At 69.8% G+C, this 25,015-nt stretch carries 22 protein-coding genes; 13 read left to right on the top strand and 9 right to left on the bottom strand.

The features are described from left to right. Positions 1-9 precede the first annotated feature (9 nt). The gene (gene gatC / locus AC2H6A_RS00190) at positions 10-297 is read right to left on the bottom strand and encodes an Asp-tRNA(Asn)/Glu-tRNA(Gln) amidotransferase subunit GatC (RefSeq protein WP_484271096.1); all 288 of its coding nucleotides are present in this window, start codon (positions 295-297) and stop codon (positions 10-12) included. A gap of 109 nt (positions 298-406) precedes the next feature. Between gatC and AC2H6A_RS00185 the strand changes: the two genes are divergently transcribed. From AC2H6A_RS00185 to AC2H6A_RS00150, 8 genes are all read left to right on the top strand, one after another. Beyond that, on the top strand, positions 407-1,450 hold the full coding sequence (locus AC2H6A_RS00185) for a rod shape-determining protein (RefSeq protein WP_484271095.1): 1,044 nt from the start codon (positions 407-409) through the stop codon (positions 1,448-1,450). 36 nt (positions 1,451-1,486) lie between these two features. Then, a complete protein-coding gene (gene mreC, locus AC2H6A_RS00180) occupies positions 1,487-2,389 on the top strand; it encodes a rod shape-determining protein MreC (RefSeq protein WP_484271094.1) in 903 nt (300 codons plus the stop codon). A gap of 8 nt (positions 2,390-2,397) precedes the next feature. Then, the gene (mreD, locus tag AC2H6A_RS00175) at positions 2,398-2,913 is read left to right on the top strand and encodes a rod shape-determining protein MreD (protein ID WP_484271093.1); all 516 of its coding nucleotides are present in this window, start codon (positions 2,398-2,400) and stop codon (positions 2,911-2,913) included. Between the two features lie 25 nt (positions 2,914-2,938). After that, positions 2,939-4,915, top strand: coding sequence for a penicillin-binding protein 2 (gene mrdA, locus AC2H6A_RS00170; protein WP_484271092.1), 1,977 nt, complete (start codon positions 2,939-2,941; stop codon positions 4,913-4,915). After that, positions 4,912-6,030: a rod shape-determining protein RodA gene (gene rodA / locus AC2H6A_RS00165; protein ID WP_484271091.1), complete on the top strand. Its 1,119-nt coding sequence runs from the start codon at positions 4,912-4,914 to the stop codon at positions 6,028-6,030. The genes mrdA and rodA overlap by 4 nt, the downstream gene beginning before the upstream one ends. Before the next feature lie 242 nt (positions 6,031-6,272). Continuing rightward, positions 6,273-7,535 carry a TolC family protein gene (locus AC2H6A_RS00160; protein WP_484271090.1) on the top strand — a complete coding sequence of 421 codons (1,263 nt, stop codon included), beginning with the start codon at positions 6,273-6,275 and terminating at the stop codon, positions 7,533-7,535. Next, positions 7,532-8,731, top strand: coding sequence for an efflux RND transporter periplasmic adaptor subunit (locus AC2H6A_RS00155; RefSeq protein WP_484271089.1), 1,200 nt, complete (start codon positions 7,532-7,534; stop codon positions 8,729-8,731). The genes AC2H6A_RS00160 and AC2H6A_RS00155 overlap by 4 nt, the downstream gene beginning before the upstream one ends. Positions 8,732-8,747: 16 nt before the next feature. Further along, on the top strand, positions 8,748-11,867 hold the full coding sequence (locus AC2H6A_RS00150) for an efflux RND transporter permease subunit (protein ID WP_484271088.1): 3,120 nt from the start codon (positions 8,748-8,750) through the stop codon (positions 11,865-11,867). A gap of 81 nt (positions 11,868-11,948) precedes the next feature. On the opposite strand, the gene AC2H6A_RS00145 is transcribed toward AC2H6A_RS00150, so the two are convergent. Further along, positions 11,949-12,938, bottom strand: coding sequence for an NAD(P)H-quinone oxidoreductase (locus AC2H6A_RS00145; protein WP_484271120.1), 990 nt, complete (start codon positions 12,936-12,938; stop codon positions 11,949-11,951). 132 nt (positions 12,939-13,070) lie between these two features. Between AC2H6A_RS00145 and cnbZ the strand changes: the two genes are divergently transcribed. Together cnbZ and AC2H6A_RS00135 are read left to right on the top strand one after the other, a co-directional pair. Continuing rightward, entirely contained in the window at positions 13,071-13,832 is a 762-nt protein-coding gene (cnbZ, locus tag AC2H6A_RS00140) for a 2-amino-5-chloromuconate deaminase CnbZ (RefSeq protein ID WP_484271087.1), read from the top strand. Continuing rightward, a complete protein-coding gene (locus AC2H6A_RS00135) occupies positions 13,829-14,341 on the top strand; it encodes a PaaI family thioesterase (RefSeq protein ID WP_484271086.1) in 513 nt (170 codons plus the stop codon). The genes cnbZ and AC2H6A_RS00135 overlap by 4 nt, the downstream gene beginning before the upstream one ends. On the opposite strand, the gene AC2H6A_RS00130 is transcribed toward AC2H6A_RS00135, so the two are convergent. From AC2H6A_RS00130 to AC2H6A_RS00105, 6 genes are all read right to left on the bottom strand, one after another. Next, the gene (locus tag AC2H6A_RS00130; protein ID WP_484271085.1) at positions 14,326-15,333 is read right to left on the bottom strand and encodes a branched-chain amino acid ABC transporter permease; all 1,008 of its coding nucleotides are present in this window, start codon (positions 15,331-15,333) and stop codon (positions 14,326-14,328) included. The genes AC2H6A_RS00135 and AC2H6A_RS00130 overlap by 16 nt on opposite strands. A gap of 2 nt (positions 15,334-15,335) precedes the next feature. Next, the gene (locus AC2H6A_RS00125) at positions 15,336-16,208 is read right to left on the bottom strand and encodes a branched-chain amino acid ABC transporter permease (RefSeq protein ID WP_484271084.1); all 873 of its coding nucleotides are present in this window, start codon (positions 16,206-16,208) and stop codon (positions 15,336-15,338) included. Between the two features lie 12 nt (positions 16,209-16,220). Continuing rightward, on the bottom strand, positions 16,221-16,934 hold the full coding sequence (locus AC2H6A_RS00120; protein ID WP_484271083.1) for an ABC transporter ATP-binding protein: 714 nt from the start codon (positions 16,932-16,934) through the stop codon (positions 16,221-16,223). Next, complete coding sequence (locus AC2H6A_RS00115) at positions 16,931-17,689, bottom strand: ABC transporter ATP-binding protein (protein WP_484271082.1); 759 nt, start codon at positions 17,687-17,689, stop codon at positions 16,931-16,933. Before AC2H6A_RS00115 ends, AC2H6A_RS00120 begins: the two co-directional genes overlap by 4 nt. A gap of 9 nt (positions 17,690-17,698) precedes the next feature. Next, the gene (locus AC2H6A_RS00110; RefSeq protein WP_484271081.1) at positions 17,699-18,982 is read right to left on the bottom strand and encodes an ABC transporter substrate-binding protein; all 1,284 of its coding nucleotides are present in this window, start codon (positions 18,980-18,982) and stop codon (positions 17,699-17,701) included. A gap of 100 nt (positions 18,983-19,082) precedes the next feature. Then, positions 19,083-19,625: a 2,4'-dihydroxyacetophenone dioxygenase family protein gene (locus tag AC2H6A_RS00105; protein ID WP_484271119.1), complete on the bottom strand. Its 543-nt coding sequence runs from the start codon at positions 19,623-19,625 to the stop codon at positions 19,083-19,085. A 130-nt stretch (positions 19,626-19,755) separates the two neighbouring features. Here AC2H6A_RS00105 and AC2H6A_RS00100 point away from each other — a divergent pair, with 130 nt between their 5' ends. After that, positions 19,756-20,502, top strand: coding sequence for a uracil-DNA glycosylase family protein (locus AC2H6A_RS00100; RefSeq protein ID WP_484271080.1), 747 nt, complete (start codon positions 19,756-19,758; stop codon positions 20,500-20,502). Then, positions 20,499-22,619: a spermidine synthase gene (locus AC2H6A_RS00095; protein ID WP_484271079.1), complete on the top strand. Its 2,121-nt coding sequence runs from the start codon at positions 20,499-20,501 to the stop codon at positions 22,617-22,619. Before AC2H6A_RS00100 ends, AC2H6A_RS00095 begins: the two co-directional genes overlap by 4 nt. Before the next feature lie 15 nt (positions 22,620-22,634). On the opposite strand, the gene AC2H6A_RS00090 is transcribed toward AC2H6A_RS00095, so the two are convergent. Next, positions 22,635-23,690: an MBL fold metallo-hydrolase gene (locus AC2H6A_RS00090; RefSeq protein WP_484271078.1), complete on the bottom strand. Its 1,056-nt coding sequence runs from the start codon at positions 23,688-23,690 to the stop codon at positions 22,635-22,637. 126 nt (positions 23,691-23,816) lie between these two features. Here AC2H6A_RS00090 and AC2H6A_RS00085 point away from each other — a divergent pair, with 126 nt between their 5' ends. Continuing rightward, positions 23,817-25,004, top strand: a complete 1,188-nt coding sequence (locus AC2H6A_RS00085; protein ID WP_484271077.1) for an isovaleryl-CoA dehydrogenase — start codon at positions 23,817-23,819, stop codon at positions 25,002-25,004. The last annotated feature ends 11 nt before the right edge of the window (positions 25,005-25,015 follow it).

Genomic DNA, 25,015 nt, shown 5'->3' with positions numbered 1-25,015 from the left:
CTCATGGCGTCACTCGATCACGCGGGGCACGAGGTAGAGGCCCTGCTCGACCGCCGGCGCACCCTGCTGGTAGCGCTCGCGCCCATCGGGCTCGGTGACCTCGTCGGGCCGCAGGCGCAGGGCCATGTCGGTGGGATGGGTCATGGGCTCGACGCCGCGGGTGTCCACCGCCTGCAGCTGCTCGATCAGGCCGAGCACGGCGTTGAGCTGGCCCAGCGTGCGCTGCGCCTGCTCGCCGGAGAGATCGAGACGGGCCAGCCGGGCCAGGCGGGCGACATCGGCATCGGTGAGCGGCATAGGGGTTTCCGGGCAGCGCCCCGAATGGGGCCGAGGGGCCGGGATTATACGGTATGATCTAGGGTTCTTCCGCGCCTGCGGCCAGGCCAAATTCACCCACGGAACCGGCATGTTCGGGCTCTTTCGCAACTACTTCTCCACCGATCTCGCCATCGACCTGGGCACGGCCAACACGCTCATCTATGTGCGCGGCAAGGGCATCGTGCTCGACGAGCCCTCGGTGGTGGCCATCCGCCAGGAAGGCGGGCCCAGCGGCAAGAAGACCATCGCGGCGGTGGGCACCGACGCCAAGCAGATGCTCGGCAAGGTGCCGGGCAACATCGATGCCATCCGCCCCATGAAGGACGGCGTGATCGCCGACTTCACGGTCACCGAGCAGATGCTCAAGCAGTTCATCAAGATGGTCCACGAGACCCGGCTGTTCTCGCCGAGCCCGCGGATCATCATCTGCGTGCCCTGCGGCTCCACCCAGGTCGAGCGTCGCGCCATCCGCGAATCGGCGCTCGGCGCCGGCGCCTCGCAGGTCTACCTCATCGAGGAACCCATGGCCGCGGCCATCGGCGCCGGCCTGCCGGTGTCCGAGCCCTCCGGCTCCATGGTGGTCGACATCGGCGGGGGCACCACCGAGGTCGGCGTCATCTCGCTCGGGGGCATGGTCTACAAGGGCTCGGTGCGGGTCGGCGGAGACAAGTTCGACGAAGCCATCGTCAACTACATCCGGCGCAACTACGGCATGCTGATCGGCGAGCAGACCGCCGAGGCGGTCAAGAAGAGCATCGGCTCGGCCTTCCCCGGCTCCGAGGTGCGCGAGATGGAGGTCAAGGGCCGCAACCTGTCCGAGGGCATCCCGCGCAGCTTCACGGTGTCCTCCAACGAGATCCTCGAGGCCCTCACCGATCCGCTCAACCAGATCGTGTCGGCGGTCAAGATCGGCCTGGAGCAGACACCGCCCGAGCTCGGCGCCGACATCACCGAGCGCGGCATCATGCTCACCGGCGGCGGCGCGCTGCTGCGCGACCTCGATCGCCTGCTCATGGAGGAAACCGGCCTGCCGGTGCTGGTCGCCGAAGACCCGCTCACCTGCGTGGTCCGCGGCTGCGGCATGGCGCTCGAGCGCATGGACAAGCTCGGCACCATCTTCACCAACGAATAAGCCCGCCGGCGCCTCCGCCGCGCCGGGGCCCGCCCCATGGAGCGCAGCCCGCCGCCCATCTTCAACCAGGGAGTCTCCGCCCACGCGCGGCTGCTCCTGTGCGCCGGCCTCGCGATCGCGCTGCTGGTGGTCGACTCGCGCCTGCAGACCCTGGGCGCCCTGCGCCAGGGCGCGGCCACGCTGCTTTATCCGCTGCAGCGCGCGCTGCTCGCGCCACGCGATCTGCTGCGGCAGATCGGCGAGCACATCGATGGCGTCGAGCGGCTGCGCCAGGACAACACCGAGCTGCGCCGGGTCGAGGCTGCCAATGCCCGCACACTGCTGCAGGCCGAGCAGGTGGCCGACGAGAACCGGCGCCTGCGCGAGCTGCTCGGCGCCCGCGAGCGCTCGGCCATCCCGTCGGTGATCGCCGAGGTGCTCAACGACGGGCGCGACCCCTTCAGCCGCCGCATCCTGATCGACAAGGGGCTGCAGCAGGGGCTGATCGCCGGCCAGCCGGTGATCAGCGCGCAGGGCGTCATCGGGCAGGTCACGCGGGTGCTGCCGCTCTCGGCCGAGGTCACGCTGCTCACCGACCGCGGCGCCGCGGTGCCGGTGGCGGTGGCCCGCACCGGTCAGCGGGCGATCGCCTTCGGCGGCGGCGCGGGCGGGCTGCTCGAACTGCGCTTCGTGGCCGCCAGCAGCGACATCAAGCCCGGTGACAGTCTGATCACCTCGGGCCTTGACGGCATCTACCCGGCCGGCCTGCCGGTGGCCACGGTCGAGAGGATCGAGGCGCCCGGCGCGGCCGGCGCCTTCGGCCTGGTGCTGGCCCGTCCGGTGGCCGCACCCGAGCACCAGCGGCTGATGCTGGTGCTGCTGGTCGAGCGCCATGCCCTGCCTCCACCACCCGCCGAACCGGCGCCGGCCGACACCCGCCGTCGGCGGCCGGCGCCCTGAGCCGCGTGATGCTCTCTCCTCGCGAAACCCTGCTGCTGCCGGCCAACCGGGCCTTCATCGCATTCACGCTGGCGCTGGCCTTCCTGCTCAACCTGCTGCCCTGGGGCCGGGGCGGGGCCATGCCCGACTTCCTCGCGCTCACGCTGGTCTTCTGGAATGTGCGTCAGCCCCGGCAGCTCGGCTTCGGCCTGGCCTTCCTGTTCGGCCTGCTCATGGACATCCACGAGGGCGCGCTGCTCGGCGAGCACGCGCTGGCCTACAGCCTGCTCTCCTGGGGCGCCATCGCCCTGCACCGGCGCGTGCCCTGGTTCGACCTCGCCGGCCGCATGATGCATGTGCTGGTGCTGATGTCGGCGGCGCAGCTGATCACCCTGCTCGCGCGCATGGCGGTGGGCAGCGGCTGGCCGGGCTGGGGCTACCTGCTGTCGGCGCTCACCACCACGCTGCTGTGGCCGCTGGCCGAGACGCTGCTGCTCGCGCCGCAGCGCCGGGCGGTCGAGCGCGACGAGACCCGACCGCTGTGAGGCACGGGCCTGTGCCGATGCGCCGATGAGCGAGCTGCGCGACCCCGACCAGGAGCAGCAGCGCCTGCGATTGCGGGTGACCATCGCCTGGGGCCTGGTGCTGGTCTGCTTCGGCATCCTGCTGTCGCGCTTCATCTGGCTGCAGGTGGTGCGCCACAGCGACTACTCGGCGCTGGCCGAGGACAACCGGATCGCGCTGGTGCCGGTGGCGCCACCGCGCGGGCTGATCTACGACCGCAACGGCACGCTGCTGGCCGACAACCTCTCGGTGTTCACGCTCGAGATCGTGCCCGGGCAGGTGGAGAGCATCGAGCGCACCATCGACGCGCTGGCCGAGCTGATCGAGATCACGCCACGCGACCGGCGGCGTTTCCGCCGGCTGCTGGAAGACTCGCGGCACTGGGACTCCATCCCGATCCGCACCCGTCTCAGCGACGAGGAGCTCGCCCGCTTCTCGGCGGCGCGCTTCCGCTTCCCCGGCGTGGAGATCCGCGCCCGCGCCGCCCGCACCTATCCCAACGGCGAGGCGGCCGCGCACCTGATCGGCTACATCGGCCGCATCTCGCCCGCCGACAAGCAGCGCATCGAGGAAGCCGAGCAGCAGTCCGACTATGCCGGCGCCACCCACATCGGCAAGACCGGCCTCGAGCAGTCCTGGGAGGATACCCTGCGCGGGCGCGCCGGCGCCGAGGAGATCGAGGTCTCGGCAGGTGGGCGCACGGTGCGCTCGCTGGCGCGCCGTCCGGCGCAGCCCGGGAGCAACCTGATCCTGGCCATCGACTTCAGGCTGCAGCGGCTGATCGAGGAGTGGTTCGGCAACCGCCGCGGCGCGCTGGTGGCGATCGAGCCGGCCACCGGCGAGGTGATCGCCTTCGTATCGCGGCCGGGCTTCGACCCGAACCTGTTCGTCGACGGCATCGACCCGCCCTCCTGGCAGGCGCTCAACGAAGACCCCGACCGGCCCCTGCTCAACCGGCCGCTGCGCGGCACCTACCCGCCCGGCTCCACCTACAAGCCCTTCATGGCGCTGGCCGCGCTGAGCACCGGCTTTCGCCAGCCCGAGACGCAGTACCCGGATCCGGGCTACTTCCAGCTCGGCAACCACCGCTTCCGCGACTCCGAGCCCAATGGCCACGGCAGCGTGAACCTCCACAAGTCGATCGTGGTCTCGAGCGACACCTACTATTACCGCGCGGCCTACGAGATGGGCGTGGACCGCATCCACGACTTCATGGCGCCCTGGGGCTTCGGCGGGCTGACCGGCATCGACCTGCGCCACGAGGCTGCGGGCGTGCTGCCCTCGTCCGACTGGAAGATGCGCCGCTTCCAGCGCCGCTGGCTGCCTGGCGAGACGCCCTCCATCGGCATCGGCCAGGGCGCCAACGCCTTCACCATCCTGCAACTGGCCCATGCCACCGCCACGCTGGCCAATGACGGCGTTGCCTTGCGTCCACGGCTGGTGCGGGCGGTGCAGGACCCGCTCAGCCGCGAGAAGCGCCTGGTCGATCCCGGCGAGCCCCGGCGGATCGCGCTGCGCCCCGAGCACCTTGCGCTGGTGAAGTCGGCCATGGTCGATGTGAACCGATTCGGCACCAGCCGGGCGGTGTTCGCCGACGCCGGCTATGTGGCCGCCGGCAAGACCGGCACCGCCCAGGTGATCGGCATCCGCCAGAACGAGCGCTACGACGCGCGCCGCATCGCCGAGCGGCACCGCGATCATTCGCTCTACATGGCCTTCGCGCCGGTCGACGCCCCGCGGCTGGCGCTGGCAGTCATCGTCGAGAACGGCGGCTTCGGCGCGCAGGCGGCCGCGCCGATCGCGCGCAAGGTGTTCGACTACTACCTGCTCGGCAAGCTGCCGGGCGAGACCGCCCGCCGGCCCGTCGATGCGCCGACCGAGGCCGAGATGCGCGATGTGCCCGAGAGCACCGAGCCCGAGCCGGTGCCTGCGCCAGCGCCGGGAGCGGCCACCGACGGCAGCGCGGCGCGGAAATCGCCATGACCGCCCTGCCCGCCGCCTGGGCGCGGATCCGTTCCGGCGCCCGGATCTTCGACCCCGCCCTGACGGCCATCCTGCTGCTGCTCATGCTGCTCAGTCTGCTCACCATGCACTCGGCAGCGTATGACTTCCCCGGCCGCTTCGAGGGTCATGCGCGCAACCTCGCGGTGGCGGTGGCCGTGCTCTGGATCATGGCCCTGGTGCCGCCGGCCCTGCTGATGCGGGTGGCCCTGCCGCTCTACCTGTTCGGGGTGGCCCTGCTGATCGGCGTGGCGCTGTTCGGCGATGTCTCCAAGGGCGCCCGCCGCTGGCTCAATCTCGGCTTCGGACGGGTGCAGCCTTCGGAGCTGCTCAAGATCGCGGTGCCGCTGATGCTCGCCTGGTACTTCCAGCGCCGCGAAGGCGGACGGCACTGGGCCGACTTCCTGCTGGCCACCGTCGCGCTCGCCGTGCCGGTGGCGCTGATCGCCCGCCAGCCAGATCTCGGCACCGCCCTGCTGGTGCTGGCCGCCGGCGGCTTCGTGATCTTTCTGGCCGGGCTCAACTGGCGGGTGATCGCCGGGCTGGCCGCGCTGGGCGCCGCGGCAGCGCCGCTGATCTGGCCGCTGCTGCACGACTACCAGCGGCAACGGGTGCTCACCCTGCTCGATCCCAGCTCCGACCCGCTTGGCAAGGGCTTTCACATCATCCAGTCGACCATCGCGGTGGGCTCGGGCGGCTTCTGGGGCAAGGGCTACATGGAGGGCACCCAGACCCACCTCGAGTTCATCCCGGAGCGCACCACCGACTTCATCTTCGCGGTGTTCTCCGAGGAGTTCGGTCTGGCGGGCAACGCGGTGCTGATCGCGCTCTACCTGCTGCTGATCGGCCGCGGCCTGGCCATCGCCTCGGGTGCCGGCACCGTGTTCGGTCAACTGCTCGCCGGTGCGATCACGCTCATGCTGTTCACCTACGCCTTCGTCAACATGGGCATGGTGTCGGGCATCCTGCCGGTGGTGGGCGTGCCGCTGCCCTTCATGTCCTACGGAGGCACCGCCATGGTCACCCTGGGCATGGGCATGGGCATGCTGATGAGCATCCACCGCCACCGCAAGGCGCCGGGTACGCGGGGGCGCTGAACACGACGGCAATCGCCCACACCGCGCAGGGGCGAAAGGCCGAGGCTCGCCGCCCGACAGGCAAAATGAGGGGGTTCGGGGAGTAACCGGGGTCGGGATCACCGACTCTGCCTGTGTCGCCATTCCGAGGCCCGACGGCCTCCGGCGCAGGCGCGGATCATCAGATCCGTCGGCCAGACCGTCGCCAGCCCAGGCACGGTTCCACGAGGTCCGTGCGGGTCATCAACCAACACGGAGTCCGAATGTCACCGCACACCTGGCGCCGATCGACGCCGCATCGGGGCCTCGCAGCCCTGCTCGGCCTGCTGATCGCGGGCGCCTCGGCGCCCCTGGGCGCTGCCACGCCCACCTACACCCTTGAAGCGCTGATCGACAGGGCCTTGAACGAAAGCCCGGCACTGGCCACCAGCCGTGCCCAGCAGGCCGAAGCCCGGGCGGGCCTGATCACCGCCCGCGCGCTGCCCAATCCCGAGATCGTCATCGAACCCGGCCGGCTGGTGCCGCGTCTGCCCGGCGAGCCCGCCGGCGCAAGCACCGCCCTGTCGCTCGCGCAGCCGATCGAGAACCCGCGGCTGCGTGCGGCGCGCTCAGCCAGCGCCGAGGCCCGTGTTGTCGTGGCCCTGGCCGAGACCGGAGTCACCCAGTCACGGCTGGTGGCAGCGGTGCGCGAGCGCTTCTTCGAGCTGCTGCGACTGCGGGCCGAGCAGCAGGCGCTGCAGGAGGACCTGATCCTCACCGAGCAGATCCGCGATCGCATCGAGGTGCGGGTGCGTGCCGGCGAGGCGCCGCGCTTCGACTCGCTGCGGGCCGAGGGCGAGGTGGCCGGCGTGCGCCGAAGCCTCGAAGCCACCCGGCTGCGCATCCGCGAGGCCCAGGTCGGCATGCGCCAGCTGGTCGGCCCGAGTCTGGAAAGCGAGTTCGAGCTCGGCACCAGCGACATCGACAGCCGCATGCTGGGGGAGGCCGACTACCTCGCGCTGCGCCGTCGGGTGGAGGACCGCAACCCGGAGATCGCGCTGGCTCGCGAGCAGTGGTCGGCTGCCGACCGGCAGATCGCGCTCGAGCGCACCCGGATCGTGCCGCAGCTGACGGTGCGGGCGAGCCATGAACACGACCCGGCGGCGCGGCTGACCCGCCTGGGCGTGCAGATGAGCCTGCCGCTGCTTGATCGGCGCGAGGGCCCGATCGCCGAGGCGATCGCCCAGAGCGAGCGGGCCCGGGTCGCGCTGGTGCAGCGGCGCTTCGAGACCGAAGCCGCCTTCGAGGGTGCCTGGCAGGCCTACCAGGTGGCCCGCTCCCAGGTGCAGGCCATCGAAGGCGGCGTGCTCGCCCGGGCCCGCCAGGTGCTGGCCATCGCCGAGGCGGCCTACCGCCTGGGCGAGCGCGGCATCCTCGAATACCTCGACGCGCAGCGCCAGTTCAGGCTGGTGCGCAATGACCTGATCGCCGCGCGCTTCGATCTTCAGCGCGCCCGTACCGAACTCGAAAGGCTGGCCGGACGATGACATTCTCCACTCTGATGGCATTGGGCGCGACCGCACTGGTCGCACTTCTGGCAAGCGGCTGCGGACAGCGCGAGGCCACGGCGCCGGCCACCGCCGGCAAGAGCGCCACCACGCCGGCGGCGGGTGCCCCGGGCGCGGCCACGAACGACCCGCTGGAACTCACCATCGACGAGGCGCTCGCGCGCCGGGTGGTGATCGGCTCGGTGAGCACCCGACGCGTGGTGGACACCATCCGCATCGCCGGCCGCCTGGAGGCCAACCAGAACCGCAGCTCGCGGATCGGCGCGCCGATCACGGGCCGGCTCACGCAGATCGATGCGCAGATCGGCCAGGTGGTTCGCCAGGGCCAGGTGCTGGCCGAGATCAACAGCCCCGAGCTGGCGCAGGCGCAGCTGAATTTCCTGCGCGCGCACTCGCAGCAGCAGCTGCTCACGCAGGCGGTCGAGCGGGCACGCCTGCTGCTCGAGGCCGATGTGATCGGCTCGGCAGAGCTGCAGCGGCGCCAGGGCGAGCTCACCGTGGCCGCTGCCGAGAAGCGGGCCTCGTCCGACCAGTTGCGGGCGCTGGGCCTGACCGTGGAGCGCATCGCCCGGCTGGAGAGCACCGGCCAGATCCAGCCCACCGCCGCGATCACCGCCACGCTGGGCGGCACGGTGATCGAGCGCAAGGTCGCGCAGGGCCAGGTGGTCAACCCCGCCGATGTGCTGTTCGTGGTGTCGGACCTGACCGCGCTGTGGGCGGTTGCCGAAGTGCCCGAGCAGGACGCGCAGTTCGTGAAGACCGGTCAGCGGGTGCAGATCGAGGTGCCGGCGCTCGACAATGAACGCTTCGACGGCCGGGTGGCCTTCGTTGCCGATGTGGTCAACCCCGAGACCCGCACCGTCCGGGTGGGTGTCGACCTCGAGAATCGGGGCGGGCGATTCAAACCCTCGATGCTGATCAGCATGCTCGTCGAGGGGCGCTCCGCCGAGCGTCAGGTGGTACCGGCCAGCGCCGTGGTTCGTGAGGGCAACGCCGATCACCTCTACCTGCAGGTTCGCCCTGGCGTATTCCGCATGGTGCCGGCCGAGGTCGGCCCCGAGCGTGACGGCATGCGGGCGCTGCTGCGGCCGCTGCCGCCCGGCACGCAGCTCGCGCTCGACGGTGCCTTCCACCTGAACAACGCGCGCATGCAGCGCGCGCTCGACGGTCGCTGAGCCGGGAGCCCTTGCCATGATCCGTTCCCTGATGGCGTGGTCGCTGCGCCAGCGGCTGGTGCTCGCCGTGCTTGCCCTCGCGCTGGTCGGTCTCGGCCTGTTCAGCCTGCGCGCCCTGCCGGTCGATGCCTTTCCGGATGTGACCAATGTGCAGGTCCAGGTGGCCACCGAAGCGCCGGGGCGCCCGCCCGAGGAGGTGGAGCGCTTCGTGACCGTGCCGGTGGAGATCGCCATGCGCGGCATCCCCGGCCTGGTGGAGATGCGATCGCTCAACCGCAACGGGCTGTCGCTGGTGACCCTGGTCTTCACCGACAGCACCGATGTCTGGTTCGCGCGGCAGGTGGTGCTCGAGCGTCTGATCGAGGTCGGCCAGCGTCTGCCCGAGGGGGTCACGCCGGTGCTCGGCCCGGTGTCCACCGGCCTGGGCGAGATCTACCAGTACACCCTCGAGCATCCCGATGACGGCAACCGGCGGCTCGATATCGCCGAACTCAAGCGCCGTCGCGACCTGCAGGACTGGACCGTGCGGCCGCTGCTGCGCTCGGTGCCGGGCGTGGCCGAGATCAACTCGCAGGGCGGCTATGTGCGCCAGTACCAGGTCGAGGCCAACCCCGAGCGTCTGCGCTACTACGGGTTCACCATCCGCGACCTGCTGCAGGCGCTGGCGCGCAACAACGCCAACTCCTCGGGCGGCGCGCTGCCGGTCAAGGCCGAGCAGTACCTGATCCGCGGCACCGGCCTGATCGGCTCGCTGGAGGACATCCGCAACATCGTGCTGCGCGAGGTGCGCGGCATCCCGGTGTATCTGCGCGATGTGGCCGAGGTGCGCTTCGGCGAGGAGGTACGGCGCGGCGCGATCGTGCGCGACGGCGTCACCGAGGCGGTTGCCGGCATCGTCATGATGCAGCGCGGCGCCAATGCCCGCGAGGTGGTCGGCGCGGTGCGCAAGGAGGTCGAGCGCATCAACCGCAGCGGCGTGCTGCCCGGTGGCCTGAAGATCGTGCCCTTCTACGATCGCACCGATCTGGTCGACGCGGCCCTGCTCACCGTCGGCAAGGTGCTGCTCGAGGGCGTGGTGCTGGTGATCGCGGTGCTGTTCGTGTTTCTCGGCGATCTGCGATCGAGCCTGATCGTGGTCTGCACGCTGGTGCTCACGCCGCTGGTCACCTTCCTCATCATGGGCGAGATCGGCCTCTCGGCCAACCTCATGTCGCTGGGTGGCCTGGTGATCGCGATCGGTCTGATGGTCGATGGCTCGGTGGTGGTGGTGGAGAACGCCTTCGCGGCACTCGGCCGGGCGGCCGGGCCGGGGGTGCGCCGCGACCAGATCATCCTCAAGGCTGCCACCGATGTCGGCAAGCCGGTGCTCTACGGCGTGGGCATCATCATCCTGGTGTTCCTGCCGCTGCTGTCGCTGCAGGGCATGGAGGGCAAGATGTTCGGGCCGCTGGCACTCACCATCGCGATCGCGCTGTCGATCTCGCTGGCGCTGTCGTTCACGCTCACCCCGGCGCTTTGCTCGTACCTGCTGCGCGGCGGTTCGGAGGAGGACACCTGGCTGCTGCGTCGCCTGAAGCAGCCCTATCTGCGCGCCCTCGACTGGTGCCTGGCCCACGCCCGCTCGGTGATCCTCGGCGCGGGGGCGTTGCTGGCCGCGGCACTGGCCTGCGTGCCGCTGCTGGGCACGGCGTTCATCCCGACCATGCAGGAGGGTCAGCTCACGCCGGTGATCGTGCGCGTGCCGCGCATCTCGCTCGACGAGTCGCTCAAGCTGGAGTTCGAGGCCATGGCCGCGATCGCCACCGTGCCGGGCGTGAGCCGGGTGATGTCGCGACTCGGCGGCGGCGAGTCTGCCGCCGACCCCGGCCTGCCGCACGAGTCCGATCCGATCGTGACCCTCAAGCCGCGCAAGGAATGGCCGGCCGGCTGGGATCAGGACGACATCGCCAACGCCATCCGCGAGAAGCTGAAGTTCCTGCCGGGCGTGGAAGTGTCGATCAGCCAGCCGATCGCGGCCCGGGTCGACGAGATGGTGTCGGGCGTGCGCTCGCAGGTGGCGATCAAGGTCTTCGGCGAAGACCTCGCCGTGCTGCGCGAGCGTGGCGATGCGATCGCGCGCATCCTCGGCTCACTGCCCGGCACCACCGACCTGCGGGTCGAGCGGGTCACCGGTCAGAACTACCTGACGGTGCGCATCGACCGCAACGCGATCGCCCGCTTCGGCCTGAATGTCGAGGATGTCAACGACCTGATCGAGACCGCGGTGCGCGGCCGGGTGGCGTCGGTGGTCTACGAGGGCGAGCGGCGCTACGACCTGTTCCTGCGCTATCCGCAGGGCTTCCGAGGCAATGTCGAGGCGGTGTCGAACCTGCTGCTGCGCTCGCCGGGCGGGGCGCTGGTCGCGCTCAAGGATGTCGCCGACATCTCGGTGGTTGACGGCCCGCCGCAGATCTCGCGCGAGGACGGTCAGCGACGGCTGGTGATCGGCGCCAATGTCCAGGGCCGCGATCTCGGTGGCTATGTCGCCCAGGCCCAGGCGCGCATCGCCGCCGAGGTGCTGCTGCCGGCGGGCTACCGCCTCGAGTGGGGCGGTCAGTTCGAGAACATGGAGCGGGCGATCAAGCGGCTCTCGCTGATCATTCCGATCACCGTGGCGGCGATCTTCTTCCTGCTGTTCCTGCTCTTCGACTCGGCCCGGCAGGCGGCGCTGATCATCACGGTGCTGCCGCTGGCGGCCATCGGCGGCGTGTTCGGTCTGCTGCTGGCAGGGGAGTACCTGTCGGTGCCGGCCGCGGTGGGCTTCATCAACCTCTGGGGCATCGCGGTGCTCAACGGCGTGGTGCTGATCAGCGAGTTCCGGCATCTGCTCGAGCGCGGTGGCGACATCGCCGCGGCGGTGCGCGAGGGCTGCGCCCATCGATTCCGGCCGGTGATGATGACCGCCACGGTGGCCATGCTGGCGCTGCTGCCGATGCTGTTTGCCGACGGCCCCGGGTCGGAGGTGACCCGGCCGCTGGCGGTGGTGGTGATTGGCGGGCTGATCACTTCCACCAGCCTCACGCTGCTGGTGCTGCCGGTGCTTTACCGGCTGCTCGGCCCGTCGCGGGAAGAGCGTCTGGCGCAAACGCCCACCTGAGCGGCACGCATCGCGCTTCCCGGGCGGGCGCGCCGCCGGCTGGGCTGGCCCGCCGGTCGCCCGGCCGCGCCGGCCGCCCGCTCAGCCGCCGGCCACCTCGAGCATCAGCTTGCCGATGTGCTCGGAGGATTCCATGTGCCGGTGGGCCTGGGCGGCCTGCGCCAGCGGGTAGACCTTGTTGATCACCGGCAGCATGCGGCCCTGCTCGAGATGCGGCCAGATCCTGGCGCGCAGCTCGGCGGCAAGCCGCGCCTTGTCGGCCGCGGGCCGGGCGCGCAAGGTGGAACCGGTGACGGTCAGACGCTTGATCATCACCGGCATGAGGTCGATGTCGACCTTGGAGGTCTGCAGGAAGGCGATCTGCACCAGCCGGCCCTCGAGCGCGAGGGCCTTCAGATTGCGGCCGATGTAGTCCCCGCCCACCATGTCGAGAATGACATCGACGCCACGCTTGTCGGTGAGCTGCATCACCTCGGCAAGGAAGTCGTGGGTACGGTAGTTGATGGCGTGGTCTGCGCCGAGGTCGCGGGTGCAGGCCAGCGCCTTCTCGGCGCTGCCCACGGTGACATACACCTTGGCACCCCAGGCCTTGGCCATCTGGATGGCGGTGGTGCCGATGCCCGACGAGCCACCATGGATGAGCAGGGTTTCGCCGGCCGCGAGCCGGCCGCGCTCGAAGACATTGGCCCACACGGTGAAGTAGGTCTCGGGCAGGGCGGCTGCCTGCAGCAGCGAGAGCCCGCGCGGCACCGGCAGCGCCTGCGCCGCGGGCACGGTGACGAACTCGGCATAGCCACCGCCATTGGTGAGCGCGCAGACCGCATCGCCCACCCGCCATTGCGTGACTGCGGACCCCACGGCCGCCACCTGGCCCGAGACCTCGAGGCCGAGCCAGGGGGATGCTCCCGGCGGCGGCGGATAGTTGCCGCTGCGCTGAAGCACATCGGGGCGGTTGACCCCGGCATAGGCCACCCGGACCAGGATCTCGTCGGAGCCCGGCACCGGCAGGGCGGCGCGCTGCGGCACCAGCACCTCGGGCGCGCCACCGCGGCCATGGTCGATGTAGCGCATGTCGGCGGGCAGCGCGGCGGAATTCGGTTGGTTCATGGGGGAGGTCTCCTCGGCAGGGCTCTATACTCGGCGGCTCGCGCAGCCACACCGGCTGCGCGTGCATCAACCCCCAAGCATATCGGAGGCCCGAGCATGAGTCCGGTGATCGCATTCGAACCAGGCGGCTATGCCTTCCAGCTCGGCGGCTTCCCGTATTCGCAGGGCGTGGTCGCGCTGCCGGGTCATGTCATCGAGCGGGTGCGGTGGCGCCGGCCAGTGCCGGTGCAACAAGGCTTCGCCGCCATTGCCGCGCACCTCAAGGCCCGCGGCCGACCCCTCACCGCGCTGTGCGCGGCCGAGCTGCGCTCGCCCAGGCCGTTCACGCTCGAGGGCTTCCGCGGGTTCAACACCGGCTATGTGGCGGTGCTCGAGCAGTGGGGTCTGTACCGTGACGGTCGCAACCCGGTGGCCCGCAGCAATGTCTGCCCCGCCTTCGACCCGCCCGCCGAGCCCGGCTTCCACGCCTTCAGCTACACGGTGCCGGCTGCGAACGCCCTCGCCGCGCGCCACTTCGTGGTGGCGGGCAGCGGCGAGTGGCCCGAGGATCAGCCCTTCCCCGAGGGCATCGTCGCCCGCGGCGATCTCTCGGCCACCGGCTTCGCCAGCAAGGTCGACTATGTGCTGGCCACCATGCGCTCGCGCGCCAACGCGCTCGGCGCCGACTGGTCGGCAATCACCGCCTCGCAGATCTACACCGTGCATGACTTCCACCCGCTGCTTGCCAGCCGCTTTGCCGCGGCCGGGCTCACCGCCACGGGCCTCACCTGGCACACCTGCCGCCCGCCCATCCTCGAACTCGAGTTCGAGATGGACCTGCGCAGCGTGGCCACTGAACTCGTCGCCGAGCAGCCATGACCCGAACCACCGACTCCAGCGCCGGCGATGATGCCGGCCGCCCGGCACCAGGCTCGCGGGGCGCGGATGTGCCCGAGGGATTCACCCTCATGCGCATGCCCACCAATCCGTTCATCGACGGCATCGGCCCGCTCTACGGTCGGCTGGAAGACGAGCGCTTCGTGCTGGGCATCCGCATCGAGCGGCGCCACTGCAATCCCGGCGGCACCTGCCATGGCGGCATGATCATGACCCTTTCGGACATGCTGCTGCTCATGGGCAGCAACATCGAAGGCCGGGTCAACCGGTACTTCACCACGGTGAATGTCACCTGCGACTTCATCGGCCCGGCCCAGGAGGGCGACTGGGTGGAGGGCCGCATGCAGGTGCTGCGGGTGGCCCGCAGCCTGGTCTTCGCGCAGGGCCTTTTCACCACCGGCGATGCCATGGTGGCCCGCTGCAGCGGCATTCTCAAGCCGGTGAGCGAGCCCGACCCGCGCTACGACGGGCGCCGCTACTTCACCGGCTGAGAGGCAGGCGCGGCCGGCTGCTGAGCCGCTGCCGGCCGGGCGCCCACCCGCTCGAGCAGGGCGCCCAGGATGCCTTTGGGCATGAAGATGATGAACAGGATCAGCAGCAGCCCGTAGATGGTGATGTCCACGCCGAGCGCCTGATTGCCGATCAGCACTCGCAGGGACTCCGAGAGGACCAGCAGGAAGATCGCGCCCACGGTGGGTCCGAGCATCACGAACATGCCGCCAGCGATCACACCGAACACCATCTGCAGCGAGATGCCGATGCCCGAGACGGTGTCAGGGTTCACATAGAGCTGGTACTGCGCGTAGAGCACCCCGCCGATGCAGGTCATGGCCGCCGACAGCAGCGTGACGCTGAGCTTGGCGCGCGAGACATTGATGCCGATGGAAGCGGCGGCGTCCTCCTCCTCGCTGATCGCCTCGAGCGCAAGGCGGTTCATGCTCCGGTCGACCCGATGCCAGACATAGAGCGCCACCAGCCAGCAGCCGAGCATCAGGTAGAACCAGACCTGCTTGCTGGAGAACTGCAAGGCCACCAGCGACCAGGTCTCGTCGCCACCCAGCGCCGACTTCGGCGTGAGGCCCAGCGAACCGCCAGTGACATCGCGCAGCCCCACGATCACCAGCCGCGCCACCTCGGACAGCGCCAGCGTCACCAGCGCGAAGTAGTGGCCCACGATCTTGAAGCGGAAGCAGGGCCAGCCGATCAGGAAGGCCACCACCAGGGTGATGGCCAGGCCCACGAGCATGCCGATCCAGGGCGACAGGCCGAAGGCGTTCCACAGCAGCACCACCGAGTAGGCACCGATCCCCAGGAAAGCGCCGTGACCGAAGCTCACCAGACCGAGCCGGCCCATGATCGACCAGCTGGTGTAGATGAACGACCAGAGCAGGCCGGTGACCATCAGGTGCAGCGGGTAGTTGCCGATGCCGGTGAGCGGCAGCACCAGCGCCACCGCCAGAAGTGCGAGAGCGAGGTTGCGCATGGTCACCGCCGTTTCGACAGGAGGCCCTCGGGCTTCCAGAACATCGTCATGATGAAGAACACGAAGGCGATCACGTAGCCCCACTCGAGCTGCAGGAAGTACCCGCCCACCGAGATGAACTGGGCGAACACGAAGGCCGCCACGAAGCCGCCCACCAGGTTGCCCAGGCCGCCGAGCACGCAGATGAGGAAGGTGAGCGGTCCGAAGGACAGCCCGATCGCCGGGTGGATGTCGTACTGAAGCACCAGCAGACAGGCTGCCAGCCCGGCCAGCGCACCGCCCATGGCCGAGGTGAGCAGGTAGACCCGGCCGGGGTTCACACCCATGAGCGGCATGATGGTGCGGTCCTGGCTGATAGCCCGGATGGCCGTGCCCATGTAGGTGCGGTTCAGGAACAGGTAGGTGACGGCGATGGCCACGGCCGCGACCGCGAAGGCCACCATGCGCGAGAGCGAGAAGCTCATCTCGCCCACATTCACGCCGGGCAGACGCACACCGATGCTGCGGAACTCCACCCCGAAGAACACGGTGGCCAGCGCCTGCAGCAGGAACAGCACGCCACCGGTGACCAGCAGCTGGTTGATCGGCTCGGCGCTGAGCACCGGCCGGATGACGAACTGGTGCATCAGTGCGCCGAGCGCCGCCACGAAGGCGATCGCCACGACGAAGGCCGCCCACAGCGGGACGCCCTGGCTGGAATGGAGCCACCAGATGGCGTACATGCCGACCATGATCAGCTCGGCGTAGCAGATCCACACCACGTCGATCACGCCGAAGATGAGGTTCAGGCCCAACGAGAGCAGGGCGAGCAGCCCGCCAAGCAGCAGGCCGTTGAGCACCGCCTCGAGCAGGAAGATGTCGAAGATCTGGTCCACCGTGAGCCCCTGCTAGACGCCGAGATAGGCGCGACGGATATCGTCGCTGGCCAGCAGCTCGGCCGCCGGTCCGCTGGCGCGGATGCGCCCGGTCTCCAGCAGGTAGGCGCGGTCGACCACCTTGAGCACCTGCTGGATGTTCTGCTCCACGATGAGCACGGTGTAGCCCTCGGCGCTCATCTTTCGGATGACCTCGAAGATCGACTGCACGATCACCGGCGCCAGACCCGCGGAGGGCTCGTCGAGCAGGAGCAGCTTCGGGCCGCTCATCAGCGCCCGGCCGATCGCGCACATCTGCTGCTCGCCGCCCGACATGGTGCCGGCAAGCTGCAGCCGACGTTCCTTCATGCGCGGAAACAGCGAATAGACCATCTCGAGCCGGCGCGGGAATTCCGCCCGCGCCGCGGGCAGGAAGGCGCCCATGCGCAGGTTGTCCTCGACGGTGAGCCGCGGAAACAGCCTTCGGCCCTCCGGCACCTGGGCGATGCCCAGCGAGATCACCTCGTGGGCGGGCAGCTGGTTGTAACGGCGCCCCTCCATCGACATCTCGCCGGAGCGGGCGTCGATCAACCGGGAGATCGCGCGCAGCAGCGTGGTCTTGCCGGCGCCGTTGGGGCCGATCACCGCCACCGACTCGCCGGCACGCACCTCCAGCGAGACATCGAAGAGCGCCTGAAAGCTGCCGTAGCCGGCGCTCACTCCATTGACCTGCAGCATGGGCTTCATGACGCGCGCGCCTTCACCTGCTGCTGCACTTCGCCGGCATCGGTGCCGAGGTAGACCTCGATCACCCTGGGGTCGTGAGCGATCTCGGCCGGCTTGCCCTGGGCGATGAGCTCGCCGTGATCGAGCACGATGCAGCGGTCGATCACCCGCATCAGCACGCCCATGATGTGCTCCACCCAGATGATGGTGACCCCGCGCTCGTCGCGGATCAGCTTGAGCATGTCAGCCGCCTGGTTCATCTCGGTCTCGTCGAGCCCGCCGAGGCTCTCGTCGGCGAGCAGCACCTTGGGCTGGGTGGCCAGGGCGCGCGCCATCTCGAGCTTCTTCAGTCCGGCTGCACCCAGGCCATCGACCCGGGCCGACGCCTCGGTGGGCAGACCGATCAGCCGCAGCGCGTCGACTGCGCGGCTCCGGGCCTGGCCCTCGGAGATCGGTTCACTGGCGCCGTAGAAGGCCGCGAGCGTGGCGTTCTCGAGGATGGACAGCCGCCTGAACGGACGCGGGATCTGGAAGGTCCGGGCGAGGCCGCGGCGGCAGATCTGGTTCGGGGGCTGCCCACCGATCTCGGTACCGTCGAAGCGCACGGAACCGGCGGACGGGGGGTACAGGCCGGCAATGACGTTGAAGGTCGTGCTCTTGCCCGAGCCGTTGGGTCCGATCAGCCCGAGGATCTCTCCCCGGGCGACCTGGAACGTGACCTCGTTGACAGCCGTGAACCCGCCGAACCGCTTGGTGAGGCGGTTGACTTCAAGCATGGAGCGGGCTCAGGGCGCGTAGGTGTGACCGCGCGGCAGCGGCAGCACCGCATCGCGGGTCTTGAGCGCGCTGGGCCAGACGATGAAGGTGTCGTTGGCGCTGTACTGCATGACCACTGGCGAGGAGCGTTCGTTCTGGCCGGCCATGGAGGTGCCCGGCTGGAAGAACTTCACGCCATAGCCCTGGATGGTGCCGCCCACCGGAATGTCGGTCTCGAGAGCGGCCTTGCGAAGCGCCTCGGAGTCGATGCCGCCGTGATTGCGGATGGCACGCGGCATGACATCGGTGAAGAAGATCCAGGCCTGGTTGAAGCCCATCGAAAGATGGGGCGGAACCTCGTCGCCCTTCACATCGGCCTTGTAGCGGCGGACCATCTCCTTGGTGACATCGCCGAGGCCGGGGGCCAGGGTCTTGGGATCGAGCAGCTGCGCGGCCACCGGATCGACGTTGTAGATCAGGTTGGCGTCATCCTTGAAGGTGGAGAAGAGCTTGTCGAACTGGCCATAGCCGGCGCCGTGGCCGATCAGCGCCGACCACTTCAGGCCCTGCTCCTTGGCCTGACGCAGGAACAGCGTGATGTCGGGGTTGTAACCGGTGTGCAGGATGACATCGGCGCGCGCCCGCTTGAGCTTGGTGACCAGCGGCGAGAGGTCGGGCGCGGTGGCGGCATAGCCCTCCTTGAGCGCCACCTGCATGCCCAGGCCCTTGCAGGTGGCCTCGTTGCCGGCAGCCACACCGCTGCCGTAGGGGCCGTCTTCATAGATGATGGCCACCTTGAGGTCCTTGGGGTCCTTGCCCAGGCGCGCCTTGGCGTTCTCGGCCAGGAAGTTGCACGAGGCCCAGCCGTGCTGGTCCGAGTGCACCTGCGCCCGGAACACATACTTCAGGTTCTTGTCCTTGAAGACGCTGGAGGCCACGCAGATGTTGGCCCAGAAGAACTTGCGGGCGGCATCGGCCTTCTGCGACATGGGCACGCAGTGCGCCGACGAGAACACGCCCATCAGCATGTCGACCTTCTCCTGCTCGAGCAGGCGGGTGGTCTCGTTGATGGCGACGTCGGGCTTGGACTGCGCGTCGGCATAGATGGGGCGGATCTTGTAGCCGCCCACGCCGCCGCGCTCGTTGATCATGTCGATCGCATACTTGGTGCCGAGATAGCCCGCATAGGAGCCGCCTGCGGCGAGCGGGCCGGTGAGGTCATAGACCACCCCGATCTTGATCTCCTTGCCCTGAGCGAAAGCGCCCACGGCGGCAACGGCGAGGGCAATCCCCGCCAGGAAGCGACTGATCATGCGTGTCTCCTAGGTGCGTTCTCTGAAATGATGCTGCCCCGCCTGTACCGGCGTTTGGCGAAAGGCCCTGCCCCGCCAGGGGCCGGACGGATGAAACTGCTTATCTCATGAAATGACGGACATGGTCGGCGCCAAGACCGACCGCCTCGAAGTGGGCCCGGTACTTCTCGATGCGCGTGAAGACATCGTCGTAGCCGATGGCGTTGCCGTCGGGATCGACATAGGCGAGCAGGCCGTGCACGGTGAACAGCGTGATCATCTCGGCGCAGTCGTCGGGCACGGTGAGGGTGTGGGTCTCGCCAGGCGGCTCGAAGATGTAACTGCCTTCCTCGGCGAACCAGTCGTGTTCGAGGTAATGCCAGCGGCCCTTGATCACGAAGGCATGCACCGCACCGGAATGGCGGTGGCGCTGCAGCACGCCCGAGCGACGCACCCGCAGCACATGGGTGTACCAGCCGGCGCTGACATTCAGGTGCAGCGGCCGCGACCAGATGTCGGGCGCCACCGGGGCCCAAAGCCGCTCGTCGGCGGTGCAGGCATCAGCGACGACCATGTCAGGCGTCATCCCCCAGGGCTGGGGCTTGCGGTAGGCAATGCGATCAGGGCGGGGCGCCGCGGCGTCGAGCCCCGGCGTGGACATCATGTTCAAGGCGCGACCTCGGCGTGGAGAGAGCGACAATCGACCCGCACCCTAGGGGCCGGCGCGCGGGATGTCAAGGCGCGCAACGCGGACGAGGATCGATCCGATGGGCCTTCGGCTACCATGCGCCCCCATGACTGCAGACGCGCTGATCGACGCGGCCAGGGATCTCGGCGACGCCGTATCCCGGCTGCACTTCAGCCCGCCGGTGACCCATGTGCTCAACCCGCTCGAGTACGCCTGGGCTCCTCACGAGGCCTACCTGCGGCGCTACGGCGAGGGTGAGCGCAAGGCGGTGTTCCTCGGCATGAATCCCGGCCCCTTCGGCATGATGCAGACCGGCGTGCCCTTCGGCGAGGTGGCTGCGGTGCGCGACTGGATGGGCATCGTCGCGCCGGTGAGCCAGCCCGCGGGCGGCCATCCCAGGCGCCCCATCGAGGGCTTCGACTGCCGCCGCTCCGAGGTGAGCGGCCGGCGGCTGTGGGGCTGGGCGGCGGCGCGCTTCGGCAGCGCGGATGCGTTCTTCGCCCACAGCTTCGTGCTCAACTGGTGCCCGCTGGTGTTCCTCGAGGACTCGGGCCGCAACTTCACCCCCGACCGCCTGCCCGCGGCCGAGGCGGCGGCGCTGCGCGAGGCCTGCGACGACCATCTCGCGCGTGCACTGCAGGCGCTGCGCCCGCAGTGGGCGATCGGCATCGGCGGCTTCGCCGCCAGACGCCTGCAGGCCGTGCTGGCCCGCCCCGCCTTCAGCGCGGGCGGCGATCGCACGGCGATCCGCGTGGGCCAGATCCTGCATCCCAGCCCGGCATCGCCGGCGGCCAATCGCGGGTGGGAGCCGGCGGTCGATGCTGCCCTGGCCAGCCTCGGAGTCTACGAGTGATCCTGTTCGCCTCGACCATCACGCTGTCGGCCTTCCTGCTGTTCCTGGTGCAGCCGATCATCGCCAAACAGATCCTGCCCTGGTTCGGCGGTTCGGCAGCGGTGTGGACCACCTGCATGGTGTTCTTCCAGCTCACCCTGCTTGCCGGCTACTTCTATTCCGACCTGCTCATCCGCCACGCCAGCCCGCGCCGACAGGCGATCGTGCACACCGTGCTGCTGCTGGTCAGCCTCGCGCTGCTGCCGATCGCCCCGAGCGAAGCGCTCAAGCCGGTCGATGCCAGCGATCCGGTGGGGCGCATCCTGCTGCTGCTCGCGCTCACCATCGGTCTGCCCTACCTGATGCTCTCGACCACCGGGCCGCTGGTGCAGGCCTGGTTCTCGCGTCGCTACCAGGGTGGCCAGGTGTACCGGCTGTATGCCCTGAGCAATGTCGCCTCCATGCTGGCGCTGGTGGCCTACCCGCCGCTGATCGAACCCAACGCCACCGGCCGCCTGCAGTCCTGGGGCTGGAGCGCGGCCTATGCGCTCTTTGCGCTGATGGCGATCGGCTCGGCCTGGGCGGGCGCCCGGCGCTTGCCCGTGGCCGCGGGCGGCGGGCAGGCGCCCGACACCCCCGACGATGCCCCGGCCGCCGGCCAAACCGGGGCGAACACCAGCGGCGCGACGCCGATCGACACCGATGCCGCGGCGCCCGGCTGGCGCGCGCAGGCCGCCTGGCTCGGTCTGTCGGCGCTGGGCTCGGTACTGCTGCTGGCGATCACCACGCACATCACGCAGAACGTGGCCTCGATCCCCTTCCTGTGGGTGCTGCCGCTCGCCCTCTACCTGATCACCTTCATCATGTGCTTCGACGGCGACGGCTGGTACAAGCGCCGGCTGGTGGTGCCCCTGGCCGGGCTGCTGGCGTTGCTCATGCTGCTGGCGCTGAGCTGGCGGCCCCGGCTCGACCCGCTGTGGCCACCGGCGATCGAACGCTCGCTGCTGCCGTTGTCGCAGGCCGTGCCGCTGTTCGCCCTGGGACTGTTCGTGTGCTGCCTGTTCTGTCATGGCGAGCTGGTGGCGCGCAAGCCCGCGCCCCGTCACCTCACCCGCTTCTACCTGATGGTGTCGCTCGGCGGTGCGGTCGGTGGGCTGCTGGTGGGCCTGGCCGCGCCGGTGGCGCTTTCCTGGTACTGGGAGCTGCCGGCCGCGCTGGTGCTGGTCACCCTGCTCGCGGTGCTGATGGCCCGCGGCCCGATGCGGCTGGTGGCCGCGGCGGCACTGTGCGCGGCGGTGGTGGCGGTGCACGACTACGCCGGCTATGTGCGTGAGGACGGCGTGGCCATCGCCCGCAACTTCTACGGCACCCTGCGGGTGAAGGCCACCGCACCCGACAGTGACCCCAACGCGGTCTGGCGGCTGCTGCATGGCGTGATCACCCACGGCGAGCAGTATCGCGACCCGAAGCGGCGAACCATGACCACCACCTATTACGGCGAGAGCTCCGGGGTGGGTCGCAGCATCCTCGCACTGCGCGCCGCCGAGCCCAGCCGCGGCCAGAAGGTCGGCCTGATCGGCCTGGGTGTGGGCACGCTCGCCACCTATGGCCGTGCCGGCGACGAGTACCGCATCTACGAGCTCAACCCGCTGGTGCTCGACTGGGCTCGCCGGCACTTCAGCTACCTGCCCGACAGCAAGGCGAAGATCGAGACCCCGCTGGGCGACGCCCGCCTGGTGCTCGAGAAGGAATCACCGCAGGGCCTGGACCTGCTCGCGGTCGATGCCTTCTCCAGCGACTCCATCCCGGTGCACCTGCTCACCCGCGAGGCAGCGCAGGTCTATCGTCGCCATGTGCGCGATGACGGCGCGATCGCCATCCACATCAGCAACCGCTACCTCGACCTGAAGGGCGTGGTGCGGCAGATGGCCGACGCCCTGGGCTGGAAAGCCATGCTGGTGCTCGACGATCCGCCGGAGTCGAGTCACCTCTACCGCACCGACTGGGTGGTCATCACCGCCAACGAGCGGCTGATCCGCACCCTGCGCGAGCAGGCCGACGCGCAGGAGCTGCCCGCGCCGGCCGGCCGCCGCCCCTGGACCGACGACTACAACAATCTCTTCGAGGTGCTGAAGTAGGCCTGCGCGGCCGGCTCAGGCCGCAAAGCGAACCACGCCGTCGGCATCCACCTCGCGCCGCACCCGTCCCGCGTACCAGAGCGAATGCAGGTGGGCGAGCGTCTCGCCCAGCGCGAAGGTGAGCTGATGGGCGTCGAAGGCCCGGCCGAACATCGCCGGCACGGCCTGCGCTGCGGAATGCGGCTCGCGGCGGCAGGCGGCCATCATCGCCTCGAGGCGCTCGGCGTGGTGGGCACGCAGCTGGGCCAGGCGGGTGTGCAGGCCGGTGAAGGGCCGGCCGTGCGAAGGCAGCACGAGGGTGTCCTCGCGGCAGGACTCGAAGCGGTCGAGCGCCTCGAGGTACCAGTCCACCGGATTGGCCTCGGGCTCGAGCTCCCACACCGACACATTGGTGGAGATGCGCGGCAGCACCATGTCGCCGGAGATCAGCAGACCATCGGCCTCGCAGTAGAGCGCGGCGTGCTCGCAGGAGTGGCCCAGGCCGACCACCACCCGCCACAGCCGCCCGCCGATGGCCACGGTCTCGCCGTCGCGGATGCGCCGGAAATGCTCGGGCATGGCCGGCACCAGGGCCGCGTAGTGATTGCCGCTGCGCTCGCGGATCTCGTCGAGCAGCGGGCCGGGAGCGATCCCATGACGACGGAAGTGGGCGGCGGTGGCCTGCGCATCAGCCCCGGGCAGGCGCGAGGACAGCACCCGGGCCTGCATGTACTCGCCGATGGTCATCCACAGCGGCGCGTCAAAGCGCTGCTGCAGCCAATGGGCCGAGCCGACATGGTCGGGATGGTTGTGGGTACACAGCAGCCGGCCGATCGGCAGGCCGTCCAGTCCCTCGTCGAAGAGGCGGCTCCAGAGCGCACGGGTGGCGTCGCTGGCGATGCCGCAGTCGATCAGGGTCCAGCAGTCCTGGCCGTCGATGCGGTCCTGCAGCAGCCACAGGTTGATGTGGTCGAGCGCGAAGGGCAGCGGCATGCGCACCCAGCGGATGCCCGGCGCCACCGTGAGGGTCTGCGCCGGCGCAGGCAGCGCATCGGCCAGGGGGTAGTGAAGCTGGTGCTCGAGGGCGTTCATGGGCAGGCGGACGCCGCGCGGGCGCTAGAATCGGGGGCTGAGCCAGTTTAACCGCGCGCGGCCATGGGCCGCGGCACCGCGGCGCCCGCGCGCGCGTCCGGCGCCTCGCGCCCCCCAGGAGTCCGCATGCTGAACATCCCCGGCCTGACCTTCGACCTCGGCGAGGACATCGCCATGCTGCGCGAGACCCTGCAGCAGTTCACCGCGGCCGAGATCACCCCGCGGGCCGCGCAGATCGACCGCCAGGACCAGTTCCCGATGGACCTCTGGCGCAAGCTCGGGGATCTCGGCGTGCTCGGCATGACCGTGCCCGAGCAGTACGGCGGCACCGAGATGGGCTATCTCGCGCACATCGTGGCCATGGAGGAGATCTCCCGGGGGTCGGCCTCGGTGGGCCTGTCCTACGGGGCGCACTCCAACCTGTGCGTGAACCAGATCATGCGCAATGGCAGCGAGGCCCAGCGCAGCCAGTATCTGCCCAGGCTGATCAGTGGCGAGCACATCGGCGCGCTGGCCATGTCCGAGCCGGGCGCCGGCTCCGATGTGGTGTCGATGACGCTGCGCGCCGAGCTGCGCGGCGACCACTATCGGCTCAACGGCAGCAAGATGTGGATCACCAACGGACCCGACGCCGATGTCATGGTCATCTATGCCAAGACCGATCCGGCCGCGGGGCCCCGCGGTATCACCGCCTTCCTGGTCGAGAAGACCTTCAGGGGCTTTTCGGTGGCGCAGAAGCTCGACAAGCTCGGCATGCGCGGCAGCCATACCGGCGAGCTGGTGTTCCAGGACTGCGAGGTGCCGGTCGAGAATGTCCTGGGCGGCGTGGGCCGCGGCGTCACGGTGCTGATGAGCGGGCTCGACTACGAACGGGCGGTGCTCTCGGGCGGGCCGCTGGGCATCATGTCGGCCTGCATGGACACCGTGGTGCCCTACGTGCACGAGCGGCGGCAGTTCGGCCAGCCGATCGGCGAGTTCCAGCTCATGCAGGGCAAGCTCGCCGACATGTACACCACCATGATGGCCTGCCGCGCCTATGTCTACGAGGTGGGCCGGCAGTGCGACCGCAGCCGCGAGGGTAAGGTCGATGTAAGAAGCCTGCGCAAGGATGCCGCAGGCGCCATCCTGTACGCGGCCGAGAAGGCCACCTGGATGGCCGGCGAGGCGCTGCAGTGCCTGGGCGGCAACGGCTACATCAACGAGTACCCCACCGGCCGGCTCTGGCGCGACGCCAAGCTCTACGAGATCGGCGCGGGCACCTCCGAGATCCGCCGGATGCTGATCGGTCGCGAGCTGTTCGCCGAGACCGCCTGAGCCCTCTGCCC

This window comes from Quisquiliibacterium sp. (assembly GCF_982640115.1).
Note: the sequence above shows the minus strand (reverse complement) of the source record. Positions and strands in the feature narration are given on the sequence as shown.

Coding starts and splice junctions, on each gene's coding strand:
- AC2H6A_RS00085 (WP_484271077.1), top strand. CDS start 23,817: ATGCTGAACATCCCCGGCCTGACCTTCGACCTCGGCGAGGACATCGCC.
- rodA (WP_484271091.1), top strand. CDS start 4,912: ATGACCGCCCTGCCCGCCGCCTGGGCGCGGATCCGTTCCGGCGCCCGG.
- AC2H6A_RS00150 (WP_484271088.1), top strand. CDS start 8,748: ATGATCCGTTCCCTGATGGCGTGGTCGCTGCGCCAGCGGCTGGTGCTC.
- AC2H6A_RS00100 (WP_484271080.1), top strand. CDS start 19,756: ATGACTGCAGACGCGCTGATCGACGCGGCCAGGGATCTCGGCGACGCC.
- mreC (WP_484271094.1), top strand. CDS start 1,487: ATGGAGCGCAGCCCGCCGCCCATCTTCAACCAGGGAGTCTCCGCCCAC.
- AC2H6A_RS00160 (WP_484271090.1), top strand. CDS start 6,273: ATGTCACCGCACACCTGGCGCCGATCGACGCCGCATCGGGGCCTCGCA.
- AC2H6A_RS00185 (WP_484271095.1), top strand. CDS start 407: ATGTTCGGGCTCTTTCGCAACTACTTCTCCACCGATCTCGCCATCGAC.
- AC2H6A_RS00110 (WP_484271081.1), bottom strand. CDS start 18,982: ATGATCAGTCGCTTCCTGGCGGGGATTGCCCTCGCCGTTGCCGCCGTG.
- AC2H6A_RS00115 (WP_484271082.1), bottom strand. CDS start 17,689: ATGCTTGAAGTCAACCGCCTCACCAAGCGGTTCGGCGGGTTCACGGCT.
- AC2H6A_RS00105 (WP_484271119.1), bottom strand. CDS start 19,625: ATGATGTCCACGCCGGGGCTCGACGCCGCGGCGCCCCGCCCTGATCGC.
- cnbZ (WP_484271087.1), top strand. CDS start 13,071: ATGAGTCCGGTGATCGCATTCGAACCAGGCGGCTATGCCTTCCAGCTC.
- AC2H6A_RS00155 (WP_484271089.1), top strand. CDS start 7,532: ATGACATTCTCCACTCTGATGGCATTGGGCGCGACCGCACTGGTCGCA.
- AC2H6A_RS00090 (WP_484271078.1), bottom strand. CDS start 23,690: ATGAACGCCCTCGAGCACCAGCTTCACTACCCCCTGGCCGATGCGCTG.
- AC2H6A_RS00130 (WP_484271085.1), bottom strand. CDS start 15,333: ATGCGCAACCTCGCTCTCGCACTTCTGGCGGTGGCGCTGGTGCTGCCG.
- AC2H6A_RS00145 (WP_484271120.1), bottom strand. CDS start 12,938: ATGCGCTACATCGACCATGGCCGCGGTGGCGCGCCCGAGGTGCTGGTG.
- gatC (WP_484271096.1), bottom strand. CDS start 297: ATGCCGCTCACCGATGCCGATGTCGCCCGCCTGGCCCGGCTGGCCCGT.
- AC2H6A_RS00135 (WP_484271086.1), top strand. CDS start 13,829: ATGACCCGAACCACCGACTCCAGCGCCGGCGATGATGCCGGCCGCCCG.
- AC2H6A_RS00120 (WP_484271083.1), bottom strand. CDS start 16,934: ATGAAGCCCATGCTGCAGGTCAATGGAGTGAGCGCCGGCTACGGCAGC.
- mrdA (WP_484271092.1), top strand. CDS start 2,939: ATGAGCGAGCTGCGCGACCCCGACCAGGAGCAGCAGCGCCTGCGATTG.
- mreD (WP_484271093.1), top strand. CDS start 2,398: ATGCTCTCTCCTCGCGAAACCCTGCTGCTGCCGGCCAACCGGGCCTTC.